Here is a 12,444-nt window from a genome sequence, read left to right as displayed (position 1 = left end):
CCTCCCCCCGTTTAGCGGCCCTCACCCCGGCTTTGGGCGAGCTCCTTAAGGCCTTTCACGTCCCGGAGGACGATCTTGCCGTAGCCCGAGCGGATGTACCCCTCCCGGGCGAGCTCCCCGATGACCTTGGTCACGGTTTCCCGAACGCTCCCCACCGCAGCGGCCAGCTCGTCGTGGGTGGCCCGGAGCACCAGGCCCTCCTCCTCCTCCCGGGCCAAGGGGGTTTCCGCCAGCTCCAAAAGGGCTGCGGCCATGCGGTTTTTGAGCCGTTGCGTGGCCAGGCGCTCTATGCGGCGGTAGGACTCGGAAAGGGCCTGGGCCAGGTGGGCTACCAGGTCCAGAAGCTCCTCGGGCCTGGGCTCCTTGGGCAAGGCCTCCACCGCTACCTCGGTCACCGCCTCGGCGAAGTAGGTGCGCTCGGTGCCGGAAAGGGCTTCCTCGCCAAAGTAGCCGCCTGGGCGCACCAGGCGCAGGGTGAGGGCGTTCCCCTCCTCGTCCACCGCCTCCAGGCGTACCAGGCCCTCGAGGACCCGGTAGACCCGGTCCCTGGGCCCCGGCACCCCCGGGTAGAGGATAACTTCGCCGGGTTTGAAGCTTAGGGTTTCACGGGCCTGGGTCATGGCTGCCTCCTTAGCCCCAGGCTAGCACGCTCCCCGGGATTTTGTAAACCTTTGGGTTGAAAAAATCTTGCCGCCCCAAGGGACGCTTGCGGGCTAGGGGATGGATCCTCCGCAGGGCTCTAGCCCCTCCACGGGACGGCCAAAGGCCCGCTTGAGGTCCTCCAGGGGAACCGCGAAAACCGGCACGCCCTCCCCTCAAAGGCCAGACGCCGGGCCTCACCAAAGGCGAGTCACCCGGCCGATCCGGTTGGGGGCGTAGCCCAACGGGATGACCCCGAGGGGGGCCAAGTCCGCTCGGTGAGGCCAAGGGCATCTCCCGAAGGGGTCTCGGATGGGGGCCAGGACCTTCTCCGCCCCCCGGGCGTGGAGGGCCCGGAGGAAATCCAGCCTACCCGGGGTCATCCCGTGTTTTCCCTAAGCCACGCCAAATAGGGCCCGTGCCCCTCGGCGATGGGCAGGGCGAGGATCTCGGGCACCGTGTAGGGGTGGAGGGCCAGGACCCTTTCCTTGAGCCTGGGGAAGACATGGGTGGTGGTCTTGGCGATGAGGAGGAGCTCCTTATCCTCCACCACCTCCCCCTGCCAGCGGTACACGGAGGTCAGGCCGGGGACGATGTTCACGCAAGCGGCCAGGCGCTCCTCCACCAGGGTTCGGGCCAGGGTCTTCGCCACCTCCTCCGTGGGCACGGTGATGAGGACCACCTCTTCCATCTACTTCTCCTCCTCCACGGCGAAGGCGCTCGCCACCTCGTCGTCCTCGGGCAGGTTCATCACCTTGACCCCGGCGGTGGGCCGGGAGTACTGGGGAATCTCCTTCACCGGGGTGCGGATGGCCAGGCCCTTCTTGGAGAGGACCAGGAGGTCTTCCGTGCCCCGCACCTTGAGGAGGGCGGAAAGCCGCCCAGTGCGCACGCTCACCCCGTAGGTGATGACCCCCACCCCACCCCGGCCCTGCAGGGGGTATTCGGAAAGGGGCGTGCGCTTGCCGTAGCCCCGGGTGCTCACCGCCAGGAGATCCACCATCTCCCCGGGCTTCACCGTGAGGAGGGAAACCACCCGGTCCCCGGGCTTCTTAAAGCGGATGCCGGTAACCCCCTGGCTGTCCCGCCCCGTGGCCCGCACCTCCTCCAGGGGGAAGCGGATGGCCTGGCCCGCCTCCGTGGCCAAGATGGCCTCGTCCTCGGGATCGGAGAGGGCCACGCCGATGAGGCGGTCCCCTTCCTGGAGCCGGATGGCGATGAGGCCAGCGGAGCCCAGGTTCTGGTACTCCCTAAGGGCGGTGCGCTTTACCAGGCCCCGTTCCGTGGCGAAGACCAGGTAGCCTTCCCCCTCGAGGCCCCGCACGGAAAGCAGCGCAGCCACCTCCTCTTCCTCCAAGAGGGGGAGGAGGCTTTTCACGTGCACCCCCCGGGCCTGGCGGCCCATCTCGGGTAGCTCATAGACCTTGAGGCGGTAGACCCGGCCCCGGTTGGTGAAGAGGAGGAGGTCGTCGTGGGCTCCGGCCACGAAGACCTGGGTGGCCTCGTCCTCTTCCTTGGTCCTGCCCGCCAGCAGGCCCTTGCCCCCCCGGCCCTGGGCCCGGTAGGCCTCGAGGGGGAGGCGCTTGAGGAAGCCCTGGGCGGTGAGGGTGATGACCATGGGCTCGTCCTCAATGAGGTCCTCGGGGTTGAAGCTCTCCTCAAACTCGGTGATGAGGGTGCGGCGGGCATCCCCGTACTTTTCCTTGACCCGGAGGAGGTCCTGTTTCACCTCGCTCCAAAGCCGAGCTTCATCCCGGAGGATGGCCTTAAGCCGGGCGATCTCCTCCATGAGCCCCCGGTACTCCTCCAGAAGCTTTTCCCGCTCCAAGGCCACCAGGCGCTGCAGCCGCATGTCCAAGATGGCCTGGGCCTGGACCTCCGAAAGGCCGAAGCGCTCCATGAGGGCGGCGCGGGCCCTTTGCGCATCCTCCGAGCCCCGGATGAGGGCGATGACCTCGTCGATATGGTCCAGGGCGATGAGGAGCCCTTCCAGGACGTGGGCCCTTTCCTCGGCCTTCTTCAGGTCAAAGAGGCTCCGGCGCCGCACCACCTCCTTGCGGTGGTCCAGGTAGTGGCGCATGAGGTCGAGGAGGGAAAGGACCTTGGGCTCCCCCTGGACGATGGCGAGAAGGTTCACCGTGAAGGAGGTCTGCAAGGCGGTGTGCTTGTAGAGCTGGTTGAGGACCACCTGAGGGTTTGCCCCCCGCTTGAGCTCGATGGCGATCCGCAGGCCCTGCCGGTCGGACTCGTCGCGGAGGGCCACGATGTCCTCGATCTTCTTGGCCTTCACCAGGGCGGCGATCTGGGCGATGAGGCTCGCCTTGTTCACCTGGTAAGGGATCTCCGTGACCACCAGCATGGGGCGCTGGCCCTTTTCCTCGATGCGCACCTTGGCCCGCATTTTTAGGCTTCCCCGGCCGGTGGCGTAAGCCTCCTTGATCCCCTTGCGGGAAAGCTTTCCCCCCGTGGGGAAGTCGGGGCCAGGGATGTGGCGCATGACCTCCTCGAGGGGAATCCCCGGGTTGTCGATCATGGCCACCAAGGCATCTACCACCTCAGAAAGGTTGTGGGGCGGGAGGCTGGTGGCCATGCCCACGGCGATGCCGCTCGCCCCGTTTACCAGGAGGTTGGGGATGGCGGCGGGCAGGACCTCGGGCTCCTTGAGGGAGCCGTCGTAGTTGGGGCGGAAGTCCACCGTTTCCTTGTCGATTTCCGCCAGCATCTCCGCCCCCAGGTGGGAAAGCCGGGCCTCGGTGTAGCGCTGGGCGGCCGGGGGGTCCCCGTCAATGGAGCCGAAGTTGCCCTGGCCGTCCATGAGGGGGTAGCGCAGGTTCCAGGGCTGGGCCAGGCGCACCAGGGCGTCGTAGATGGCGGCGTCCCCGTGGGGGTGGTATTTGCCCATGACCTCGCCCACGATCTTGGCGCTTTTCACGTGCTTGCGGGTGGGCAAGACCCCTTCCTGGTAGGCGCCGAAGAGGATCCGCCGCTGGACCGGCTTGAGCCCGTCCCGCACGTCAGGCAGGGCCCGGTCCACGATGACGGACATGGCGTAGTTGATGAAACTCTGCTTGAGTTCCTCAGTGATTTCTACAGGCACAACCTGGGACATAGCGCTCCTAAGGCGTGCAGACGCCGAGTTTTATCTTACCAGGACCCCGGCTTTTGCGCCTCGCTTGACTTCACCTCCTCTACCCCGGAGGATGGAAAGGATGGTAAGCCGCATCCGCAACTTCTCCATCATCGCCCACGTGGACCACGGGAAGTCCACCCTGGCCGACCGCATCCTGCAGATGACCCACGCCGTGAGCGAGCGGGAGATGCGGGAGCAGTTCCTGGACTCCCTGGAGCTAGAGCGGGAGCGAGGCATCACCATCAAGGCCAGCGCGGTGCGGGTAAACTACCGAGCCAAGGACGGGAACACCTACACCTTCCACCTCATCGACACCCCGGGGCACGTGGACTTCACCTACGAGGTGTCCCGGGCCTTGGCCGCGGTGGAAGGGGTGCTTCTGGTGGTGGACGCAAGCCAGGGGGTGGAGGCCCAGACCATCGCCAACTTCTACCTGGCCCTGGAGCATAACCACGCGATCCTCCCGGTCATCAACAAGATCGACCTGCCCAACGCCCGGCCCCTAGAGGTGGCCCTCGAGGTGGAGGAGGTCTTGGGCATCCCTGCGGACGAGGCCATCTTCGCCTCCGGCAAGACGGGGGAGGGGGTGGAGGAGATCCTCGAGGCCATCGTGCAGCGCATCCCCCCACCCCACGGGGACCCCGAGGCCCCCCTCAAGGCCCTCATCTTCGATTCCCTCTACGACGCCTATCAGGGCGTCATCCCCTACCTGCGCATCTTCGAGGGCACGGTGCGCCCTGGGGACAGGATCCGCATCTTCTCCACCGGCAAGGAGTTCACCGTGGACAAGGTAGGCGTCTTCACCCCCCAGGGCCTGGTGCCCACGGAAAGCCTCTCCGTGGGGGAGGTGGGCTGGCTCACCGCCGCCATCCGCGACATCCACGACGTCCAGGTGGGGGACACCATCACCCTGGCCCACAACCCCACCCCCGCCCCCTACCCCGGGTTCCGCCCCGCCAAGCCCGTGGTCTTCGCCGGGCTTTACCCCGTGGACTCAGGGGACTACAACAAGCTCCGGGACGCCCTGGAAAAGCTCAAGCTGAACGACGCCGCCCTCTCCTTCGAGCCGGAAACCTCCACCGCCTTGGGCTTCGGCTTCCGCTGCGGCTTCTTGGGTCTCCTCCACGCCGAAATCGTGCAAGAGCGGCTTGAGCGGGAATTCGGCCTGGAACTCATCGCCACCGCCCCCAGCGTGGTCTACAAGGTGCGGCTTAAGAGCGGGGAGGAAGTGGAGATCCACAACCCCGCCGACCTCCCCGACCCCACCAAGATCGAGGAAATCCTGGAACCCTACGTCAAGCTCACCCTCTACACCCCCGAGGAGTACGTGGGGAGCATCATGCAGCTGGTGCAGGAAAAGCGGGGCCGCCTCCAGAGCATGAACTACCTCCCAGGGGCGCAAAAACGGGTGGAGCTCATCTACGAGGCCCCCTTCGCCGAGATCCTCTATGACTTCCACGACCGCCTGAAGAGCCTCTCCCGGGGCTACGCCTCCATGGACTACGAGCAGGCGGGCTACCAACCGGGGGACCTGGTCAAGGTGAACGTGCTGGTCCACGGGGAGGTGGTGGACGCCCTCACCTTCATCGCCCACCGGGAAAAGGCCTACGGCATGGCCCGGGCCATCGTGGACAAGCTGGCCGAGGTCATCCCGCGCCAGCTCTTTGAGGTGCCCATCCAGGCGGCCATTGGGGGCAAGATCATCGCCCGGGCCACGGTTAAGGCCCTCCGAAAAGACGTCTTGGCCAAGTGCTACGGCGGGGACGTGACCCGGAAGAAGAAGCTCCTGGAAAAGCAAAAGGAGGGGAAGAAGCGCCTCAAGGCCATCGGCAAGGTGGAGGTTCCGCAAGAAGCCTTCTTGGCGGTGCTCTCGGCGGGGAAGGATGAGCCTTAGGGCTAGGCTCGCCCTGGTCATCGGTCTTCTGGCCTTCCTGCCCAACCTGGTCCTGGCCCTGACCCTGGGTCTTTTGGGGGAGGGGCCTTGGCTTCCCCTCCTCCTTTGGCTCCTCTTTTTGGCCGGGATATCCGCCGGGGTGGGCTACTTTCTGGCCCGAGGGCTCCTTAGGCCCTTGGAGGAGCTCACCCGGGCCCTCACTTACCTCTCCCTAAAAGGGGAGCTCCGGCTCCGCCTTCCCGCCCCCAAGGAACCCCCGCCGGCGGAGATCGCCTTGCTCCGGGCGCGGTTCGAAGAGCTTCTGAAGCGCTTAAGCGAGCTCCTGGAAGCCCGGGAAGCCTTCTACGCCGCCTTGGCCCATGACCTGAAGACGCCCTTGATCTCCGCCATCCGCGCCCTGGAGTATCTGGAGAGGGCGGACGATTTGGGCAGGGAAAAGCGACTCGTCCTGCTTAAAAACCTACGGGAGGAGCTTTCCCGCGCCTTCCGTCTGGTGGAAAACCTCCTCGCCCTCACCCGCCTCGAGGCCCGCCCCCCCCAGCCGGAAACCCTGAACCTGAGGGCCCTGGCGGAGGACCTCCTCCTCCGCTACCAGGAGGAGGCCAAGGGCCGGGGCCTCCGGCTTTCCCTGGAGGGCGCAGGGCTTGGGCGGGGGGAACGGCTTCTTGTGGAACGGGCCCTGGCCAACCTCCTGGAAAACGCCCTCCGCCACGCCAAGAAGGAGGTGCGGGTCCGGGTGGAGGAGGGTGCCATCGCCGTGGAGGACGACGGCCCTGGGCTTCCCCTTCCCCTCGAGGCCCTGGCCCAGCCCTTCCGCCAAGGCCCGGGCAGGCGGGGAAGCGCCGGCCTCGGCCTCTACACGGCCCAGAAGGTGGCGGAAGCCCACGGGGGAAGGCTCACCGCCACGCCGAGCCCCTTAGGGGGCGCCGGCCTTCGCCTGGAGCTTGGCCGCGCCTAGTCCATCACCGGGGGGATCTGTCGCACCCACAGGATGTAGGAAAGGTAGGCCAAATACTCCAGGGGCTTTTCCGAGAGGGGACGGTCCATCTCCAGGCTCATCATGGCCTCCCCGCCCCGCTTCTTGCGGCTCACGGTGAGGTGGGCGATGTTCACCTCGTCGTCGGCTAAGATCCGGGCCACCCGGGCCACCACCCCCGGGGTGTCCACGTTGCGGATCACCAGGGTGGGGGCGCTCCCCGTGATGCGCACCTCAAACCCATCCAGGTCAAAGATGCGCACAAGCCCCCCGCCCAGGGAGCTTCCCGTGACCACGAGCCGCTCCCTCTCCCCCTCCAGGACCATGCGCACGGTGTTGGAGTGGACGTCCCCAAGCTCCACCTCCCGGAACATCACCTCCACCCCCTCCTGCGCCGCCAGGGCCAGGCTTTCCTTTAGGCGCTCGTCGTCTGGCCTCAGGCCCAGAACCCCGGCGGCCAGGGCTAGGTGGGTGCCGTGGCCCTTCCCCGTCTTGGCGAAGGAGCCGTGGAGGCCGAACTCCACCCGCTTGGGCTTTTCCCCCAGGAGGTGGCGGGCGAGGAGGGCCAGGCGGCAGGCCCCGGCGGTGTGGCTGGAGGAGGGCCCCACCATCACCGGGCCGATCATGTCCAAAAGACCCATACCTGTAGAATAACGCCATGCGCCGCTGGCTAGCCGCTTTGGCCCTGCTTCCTTGGGCCTTGGCCCAAAGCCTCCTCGTTCCCCCGGAGGCCAAGGCGGGCATCCCCCTCACCCTGGAGGGCCGCGACCTGCCCGAGGGCCGCTACCCCCTGGTGGTGGAAGGCCCCACGGGCCTCAAGACCCTGGAGGTGGCCCCGGAAGGGGGGGGCTTCCGCCTTTCCTTCACCCCCGAGGCCCCGGGGGAGTACCGGGTGCGGCTTTCCCTGCCCTCGGGGGTTCTGGAGGGGCGCTTCGTGGCCTTGGGCCAGACCCCCACCCTCACCGAGGAGGGCCTCCTCCTTCCCTCGGGCCTATTTCCCTTACCCAAGGGGCCCTGGGTGGGGCCCTTGGTCCAAGGGGAGCGGGTCTATATAGCCCAGGGGCTTTTGGTCCTAGAGCTGAGCCTTACCGGCGAGGCCCGCTTCCACTTCGCCCCCGCCAAGGTGGTGGCCCTGAGGCCGGGCCCCGAGGCCCTTTTAGAGGGGGAGCAGGTGCTTCCCATCCCCTTCCCGCCCCGCCCCTTTGAGGGAACGGCGGAGGACCTCCAGGCGCTTAGGCCCCTTCTAGAGGCCCTCAACCCGCCAAAACCCTGGCCCTACTTCGCCTACTGGGCCCTGGACCCCAAAAGCCTAAGCCCCGAGGACCTCGAGGCCTACCGCCAGGACCTCTTGGCCCGGGGCCACCGCCCCGAGCTTCCCTTCGCCTTCGCCCCCGTCCTGGCCCTGGCGGAGACGGCAAGGGACCTCTCGGGCAAGGAGCCGGAAAAGGCCCGCCTCCTCACGGAAACCCTCCTCCGCACGAGCCCCCTCTTCCCAGGCTCCCTGGCGTTCTTCCAGGAACAAGCGGAGGCCCTCGAGGCCCAAGGCCTTCCCGCCCAGGCCCTGCGCCTAAGGGAGGCGGTGGCGGTCTTAAAGGGTTGGCTTCCCCCAAGCCTAGAGGGGCTTCCCGAGGCCCTTTGGGTCCTCGCCCTGGCCTACCTGGCCCTCCTCGCCTACCTCGTCCTCTTCTACCTCCCCCCCCAGCTTCAGGACCTCCGGGCCCTTGGGGGGTTTTGGGCCGGCTTCCTGCGCCATCCCCTGCTACGCCTGAGACACCTCTCCCTGGCCTACGCCAGCTTTGGGGAAAGGCTTCTCGCCCTCCTCCTCCTGCTCCTTCTGGGAGCCTCCTGGCTCCTCTATGGCCTGGACCAAGGGGCCCGGGCGCGCCTCTTCACCCCACCCTTGGACCGGGGCACCCTGCGCACCCAGGCCGCCCAGGACTGGCTCCGCTCCCTCCCCCCCACCCCCGAAACCAAGGCCCTACTGGGCTACGCCCTTCTCCCAGAAGCGCCTAAGGAGGCGCAAACGCTCCTGGGGGAAAGCGACCTCCCCTTCGCCCTGGCCCTCACGGGCAAGGAGGAGGCCCTGGCGGAGGCGTACCGCAAGGCCCCCCTGGAGGGGCCCATCCGCACCGCTTTGGGCCTGGGAACGGACCTCTGGGGTGCGAGGGAGGCGGGGCCCAGCGCCCGCACCCTGTACTTGGCCCTCCTCCGGGTGGAGTCTGGCCGCTTCCTGGAAGACCCCTGGCGCACCTTCCTCGCCCTTCCCCTCCCCTTGGCCGAGAGGCTCAAGCCCTGGGCCTTCCTGGGCTATGCGCTCCTCCTCCTCTACCACCTCCTCGCCTTCCTCCTCCCCCGACGCCAGGGGCGCATACCCCCCGCCTACGCCCTGGCGGTGCGCCTTTTCGTGCCCGGGAGCACGGGCTTCGCCGCGGGGCTTGGCGTCTTCCTCCTCCTCCTCGCCGCTTGGGGCCTCCTCCGCCTCCTCCAGGGGGAAGGCCCTGGGCTTCTCCTCCTGGCCTACGCCCTGCACCTTTTGGGGGTAGGCTTTAGCCTGAGGAGGTCGTAGCGTGATCCTGCCCCCCATTCCCACCCCCTTTGACCGAAAGGGAAGGCTAGACCCCGAAGCCTTCCGCGCCCTGGCCGAAGCCCTGGAACCCCTGGTGGACGGGCTTTTGATCTACGGCTCCAACGGGGAAGGGGTCCTCCTCACCCCGGAGGAGCGCGCCCAAGGGCTAAAGGCCATAAGCCCCAAGAAGCCCTTCCTGGTGGGCCTCATGGAGGAAACCCTGCCCCAGGCGGAACGGGCGCTGGCCGAGGCCCAGGAGGCAGGGGCCATGGCCCTTTTGGTCACCCCGCCCCGCTACTACCACGCAAGCCTCGGGGAAGGCCTCCTGCGCTACTACGAGGCCCTGGCGGAGCGGATGCCCCTGTTCCTTTACCACGTGCCCCAAAACACCAAGGTGGACCTCTCCCTGAGCGCGGTGGAGGCTTTGGCCCAGCACCCCGGTGTCCAAGGCATCAAGGACTCCAGCGGCGACCTCGCCCGCTTCGCCTTCTACCAGGCGCGGCTCAGGGGCTTCCGCGCCTTCACCGGGCACGCCCCCACCTTTTTGGGCGCCTTGGCCCTGGGGGCGGAAGGGGGCATCCTGGCCGCGGCCAACCTGGCCCCCAGGGCCTACCGGGCGCTTTTGGCCCACTTCCGGGCGGGGCGGCTTGCCGAGGCGGAGGCCTTGCAGAAACGGCTCTTCCCCCTGGGAGACCTCCTCGCCAAAGGGGGGGTTCCCCTCCTCAAGCAGGCCCTACGGCACCTGGGCCTCCCCGCAGGCTACCCCAGGCCCCCTTACCCGGCGGAAAGCCCCTTATGGGGAAGCCTCCTCCCCGTTTTGGAGGCGCTTAAGGAGGAGGGATGGCTCCTTTGAACCGCTTCTTGGCCCTGGTCCTCCTCCTTGCCGCCTGCGCCCCCAGGCCCCTTCCCCCTGAGGCCCGTCTCCTGGGGGCGGAGCTCTTGGGCCTGGAGCCTGGCCTCGAGCCCACCTTGGTCTTGGGCCTCCAGGTAGCCTTCCACAACCCCAACCCCTTCCCCCTGCCCCTAGCCGCCTTTGGCACCCGGCTTCGGGTGGGGGAGGTGGCCATACCCCTGGACCTCACCCTTCCCCCCGGGCAGAAGGCGGAGCGCCTTCAGGTGCGCCTCACCCCGAGCCAGGCCCTGGCCGCGGGGCGGGCCCTCCTTTCCCGGGAGGGGGTGGAGGTGGCCCTGGAGGGGAGTATCTTAGGGCAACGCCTCACCTTCTTCCAGACCCGCCTCGCCTTCCCCCTGGAGCCTGTGAGGGTGCGCCGGGCGGGGGTGAACCTCTTTTTGGAAAACCCCAACCCCCTGCCCCTCCGGGTGGAAGGGCGGCTCCTCCTCCTGGGACAAAGCCTTAGGGTGGAGGCGGACCTTCCCGCCCGAGGCGAGGGGCGGCTTCAGGTGGTGGGCTTCCGCCCGGGGTTGGACCGGGGCACGGGGCGGTTGGAGCTCACCCTTAAGGTGCCCGGTTTCCTCCAGACCACCCTGGTCCTCTCCCTCTAAAGCCGGAAGGCCCAGGGGAGAAGCTCCCCCAGGGTCTTTTCCACGTACCCCTCGGGGCCGTGGAGGAGGACAGGGGTGTCTGGGGTGCCGAACTCCAGGAGCACCTGGCGGCACCCGCCGCAAGGGGGAATGGGGCCCTTGGGGCTATAGACGTGCACCCGGTCAAGGCGGCGCTTTCCCGCCAAGACCATGGCGGCCACGGCGTTGCGCTCCGCGCACTGGGAAAGGGGAAAGGAGGCGTTTTCCACGTTCACTCCAAGAAAGAACTCCCCCTCCGCCTCCACCAAGGCCACCACGGGAAACCCCGAGTAGGGGGCGTAGGCCCGGGCCACATGGGCTTCCAGAAGCCGTCTAACCCTCTCCATGCTCCACCAGCCTCTCCACCCGCACCCGCTCGATGCGCCTTTGGTCGGCGCTTTCCACCACAAAGCGGAAGCCTTGCCATTCCACGCTCTCCCCCACCCCGGGGATGCGGCCAAAGAGCTCGTAGAGGAAGCCGGAAAGCGTGTCGTATTCCCCTTCGGGGAGCTCCACCCCCAAGGCCTCGGAAACCTCGTCCACGGGGGTCTGGGCCTGGATGGAATAGGCGCCATCGGGCAGGCGGCGGATGGAGGCGTCCTCCGGCTCGTCCGTCTCGTCGTAGATCTCCCCCACGATCTCCTCCATCACGTCCTCCAGGGTGACGAGCCCCGCGGTGCCCCCGAACTCGTCCACCACGATGGCCAGATGCACCTTGCGGCGGCGGAGCTCCTTGAGGAGGGTCCAAGCGTCCATGTTCTCGGGGACAAAGTAGGGAGGGTGGGCAATGGAGGCCACGGTCCTTCCCTTCAGGTCCTCCTCGCAGTAGTAGTCCAAAAGGTCCTTGGCGTAGGCCACCCCCACGATGTGGTCCACGCTCTCCCGGTACACGGGGACGCGGCTATAGCGGTGCTCGCGAAAGAGGTGGAGGAGGTCTTCCAAGGTGGCCTCGGCCTCGATGGCCACCATCTCCACCCGGGGGGTCATGATCTCCCGCACCGGGGTTTCCTCCAGCTCCAGGATGGAGTGGATCATCTCCTCCTCCTGGGCCTCGATGGTCCCCGACTCCTCCGCCCCCGCCAGGATGAGGCGAAGCTCCTCCTCCGACACCAAGGGGGTGTCCCGGGGCTCGAGGCCCAGAAGCCGCAAGACCCCCCCCGAAACCCAGCTGAAAAACCGTCCCAGGGGGTAGAAGAGCACGGACAAGAGGTAAATGGGCCAGGCCGCCACCCGGGCCAGGGCTTCAGCGTGGTGCACGGCGATGGACTTGGGGGTGATCTCGCCGAAGAAGAGGACCAGGAAGGTCATGACCCCGGTGGCAAGCCCCACCCCCAAGGAACCGAAGGCCCGGGTGGCCAGGTCCGTCACCAAGGCGGTGGCGGCGATGTTCACCAGGTTGTTGCCCACCAAAATGGTGGTGAGGAAGCGGGTGATGTCGCGGGAAAGGAGGGTAAAGGGGCCATTTTTCGCCTCCGCCAGCTCCTTGAGTTTCCAAGGGTAAAGGGTGGTGAAGGCGGTTTCGCTGGCGGAGAAAAAGGCGGAAAGGCCTAGGAAGAGGACCAAAAGAAAAAGGTCCCCGGGGCTTGGGGCTTGGGACTGGGCCAGGGCTAGCGAACCGAAGGGAAGGAAGAAGAGCCACCGACTGGGAGGTCTGTCCATATCACCTTGGTCCATTGTACACCATGGGGGAGTGTGGCCCCGCTTGCCCTTTTTAATTG

General features: G+C 67.3%; 11 protein-coding genes. 5 read left to right on the top strand and 6 right to left on the bottom strand.

Going from position 1 to position 12,444, the window contains the following annotated elements:
- Positions 1–11: 11 nt before the first annotated feature.
- The 3 genes from ABXG85_RS00365 to gyrA all read right to left on the bottom strand — a co-directional run bounded on the left by ABXG85_RS00365 (position 12) and on the right by gyrA (position 3,748).
- A complete protein-coding gene (locus ABXG85_RS00365; protein ID WP_353511756.1) occupies positions 12–620 on the bottom strand; it encodes a helix-turn-helix domain-containing protein in 609 nt (202 codons plus the stop codon).
- A gap of 398 nt (positions 621–1,018) precedes the next feature.
- A complete protein-coding gene (gene cutA / locus ABXG85_RS00360; protein WP_353511755.1) occupies positions 1,019–1,330 on the bottom strand; it encodes a divalent-cation tolerance protein CutA in 312 nt (103 codons plus the stop codon).
- The gene (gyrA, locus tag ABXG85_RS00355; RefSeq protein WP_353511754.1) at positions 1,331–3,748 is read right to left on the bottom strand and encodes a DNA gyrase subunit A; all 2,418 of its coding nucleotides are present in this window, start codon (positions 3,746–3,748) and stop codon (positions 1,331–1,333) included.
- Between the two features lie 91 nt (positions 3,749–3,839).
- On the opposite strand from gyrA, the gene lepA reads away from it, so the two are divergent.
- Together lepA and ABXG85_RS00345 are read left to right on the top strand one after the other, a co-directional pair.
- Positions 3,840–5,663: a translation elongation factor 4 gene (gene lepA / locus ABXG85_RS00350; RefSeq protein ID WP_353511753.1), complete on the top strand. Its 1,824-nt coding sequence runs from the start codon at positions 3,840–3,842 to the stop codon at positions 5,661–5,663.
- Positions 5,653–6,621, top strand: coding sequence for a sensor histidine kinase (locus tag ABXG85_RS00345; protein ID WP_353511752.1), 969 nt, complete (start codon positions 5,653–5,655; stop codon positions 6,619–6,621). The genes lepA and ABXG85_RS00345 overlap by 11 nt, the downstream gene beginning before the upstream one ends.
- Here the strand turns inward: ABXG85_RS00345 and sdaAB are convergent.
- Positions 6,618–7,280, bottom strand: a complete 663-nt coding sequence (gene sdaAB, locus ABXG85_RS00340; RefSeq protein WP_353511751.1) for an L-serine ammonia-lyase, iron-sulfur-dependent subunit beta — start codon at positions 7,278–7,280, stop codon at positions 6,618–6,620. The two genes, ABXG85_RS00345 and sdaAB, sit on opposite strands and share 4 nt — an antisense overlap.
- Positions 7,281–7,297: 17 nt before the next feature.
- On the opposite strand from sdaAB, the gene ABXG85_RS00335 reads away from it, so the two are divergent.
- Genes ABXG85_RS00335 through ABXG85_RS00325 form a run of 3 tightly spaced genes read left to right on the top strand, consistent with a single transcriptional unit; the run spans position 7,298 to position 10,708 of the window.
- Positions 7,298–9,205 (top strand): hypothetical protein, encoded by a 1,908-nt coding sequence (locus ABXG85_RS00335; RefSeq protein ID WP_353511750.1) that lies wholly within the window; start codon positions 7,298–7,300, stop codon positions 9,203–9,205.
- Position 9,206: 1 nt separating this feature from the next.
- Positions 9,207–10,058 carry a dihydrodipicolinate synthase family protein gene (locus ABXG85_RS00330; protein WP_353511749.1) on the top strand — a complete coding sequence of 284 codons (852 nt, stop codon included), beginning with the start codon at positions 9,207–9,209 and terminating at the stop codon, positions 10,056–10,058.
- Complete coding sequence (locus tag ABXG85_RS00325) at positions 10,046–10,708, top strand: hypothetical protein (RefSeq protein WP_353511748.1); 663 nt, start codon at positions 10,046–10,048, stop codon at positions 10,706–10,708. Before ABXG85_RS00330 ends, ABXG85_RS00325 begins: the two co-directional genes overlap by 13 nt.
- Here the strand turns inward: ABXG85_RS00325 and cdd are convergent.
- Entirely contained in the window at positions 10,705–11,073 is a 369-nt protein-coding gene (gene cdd, locus ABXG85_RS00320; protein ID WP_353511747.1) for a cytidine deaminase, read from the bottom strand. The two genes, ABXG85_RS00325 and cdd, sit on opposite strands and share 4 nt — an antisense overlap.
- Complete coding sequence (locus ABXG85_RS00315) at positions 11,060–12,385, bottom strand: hemolysin family protein (RefSeq protein ID WP_353511746.1); 1,326 nt, start codon at positions 12,383–12,385, stop codon at positions 11,060–11,062. Before ABXG85_RS00315 ends, cdd begins: the two co-directional genes overlap by 14 nt.
- Between the last annotated feature and the right edge of the window lie 59 nt (positions 12,386–12,444).

The sequence above is a fragment of the Thermus sp. LT1-2-5 genome, from assembly GCF_040363165.1.
Lineage (GTDB): Bacteria > Deinococcota > Deinococci > Deinococcales > Thermaceae > Thermus.
The sequence above is the reverse complement of the archived record's forward strand: the minus strand, read 5'-3'. Positions and strand labels throughout refer to the sequence as shown.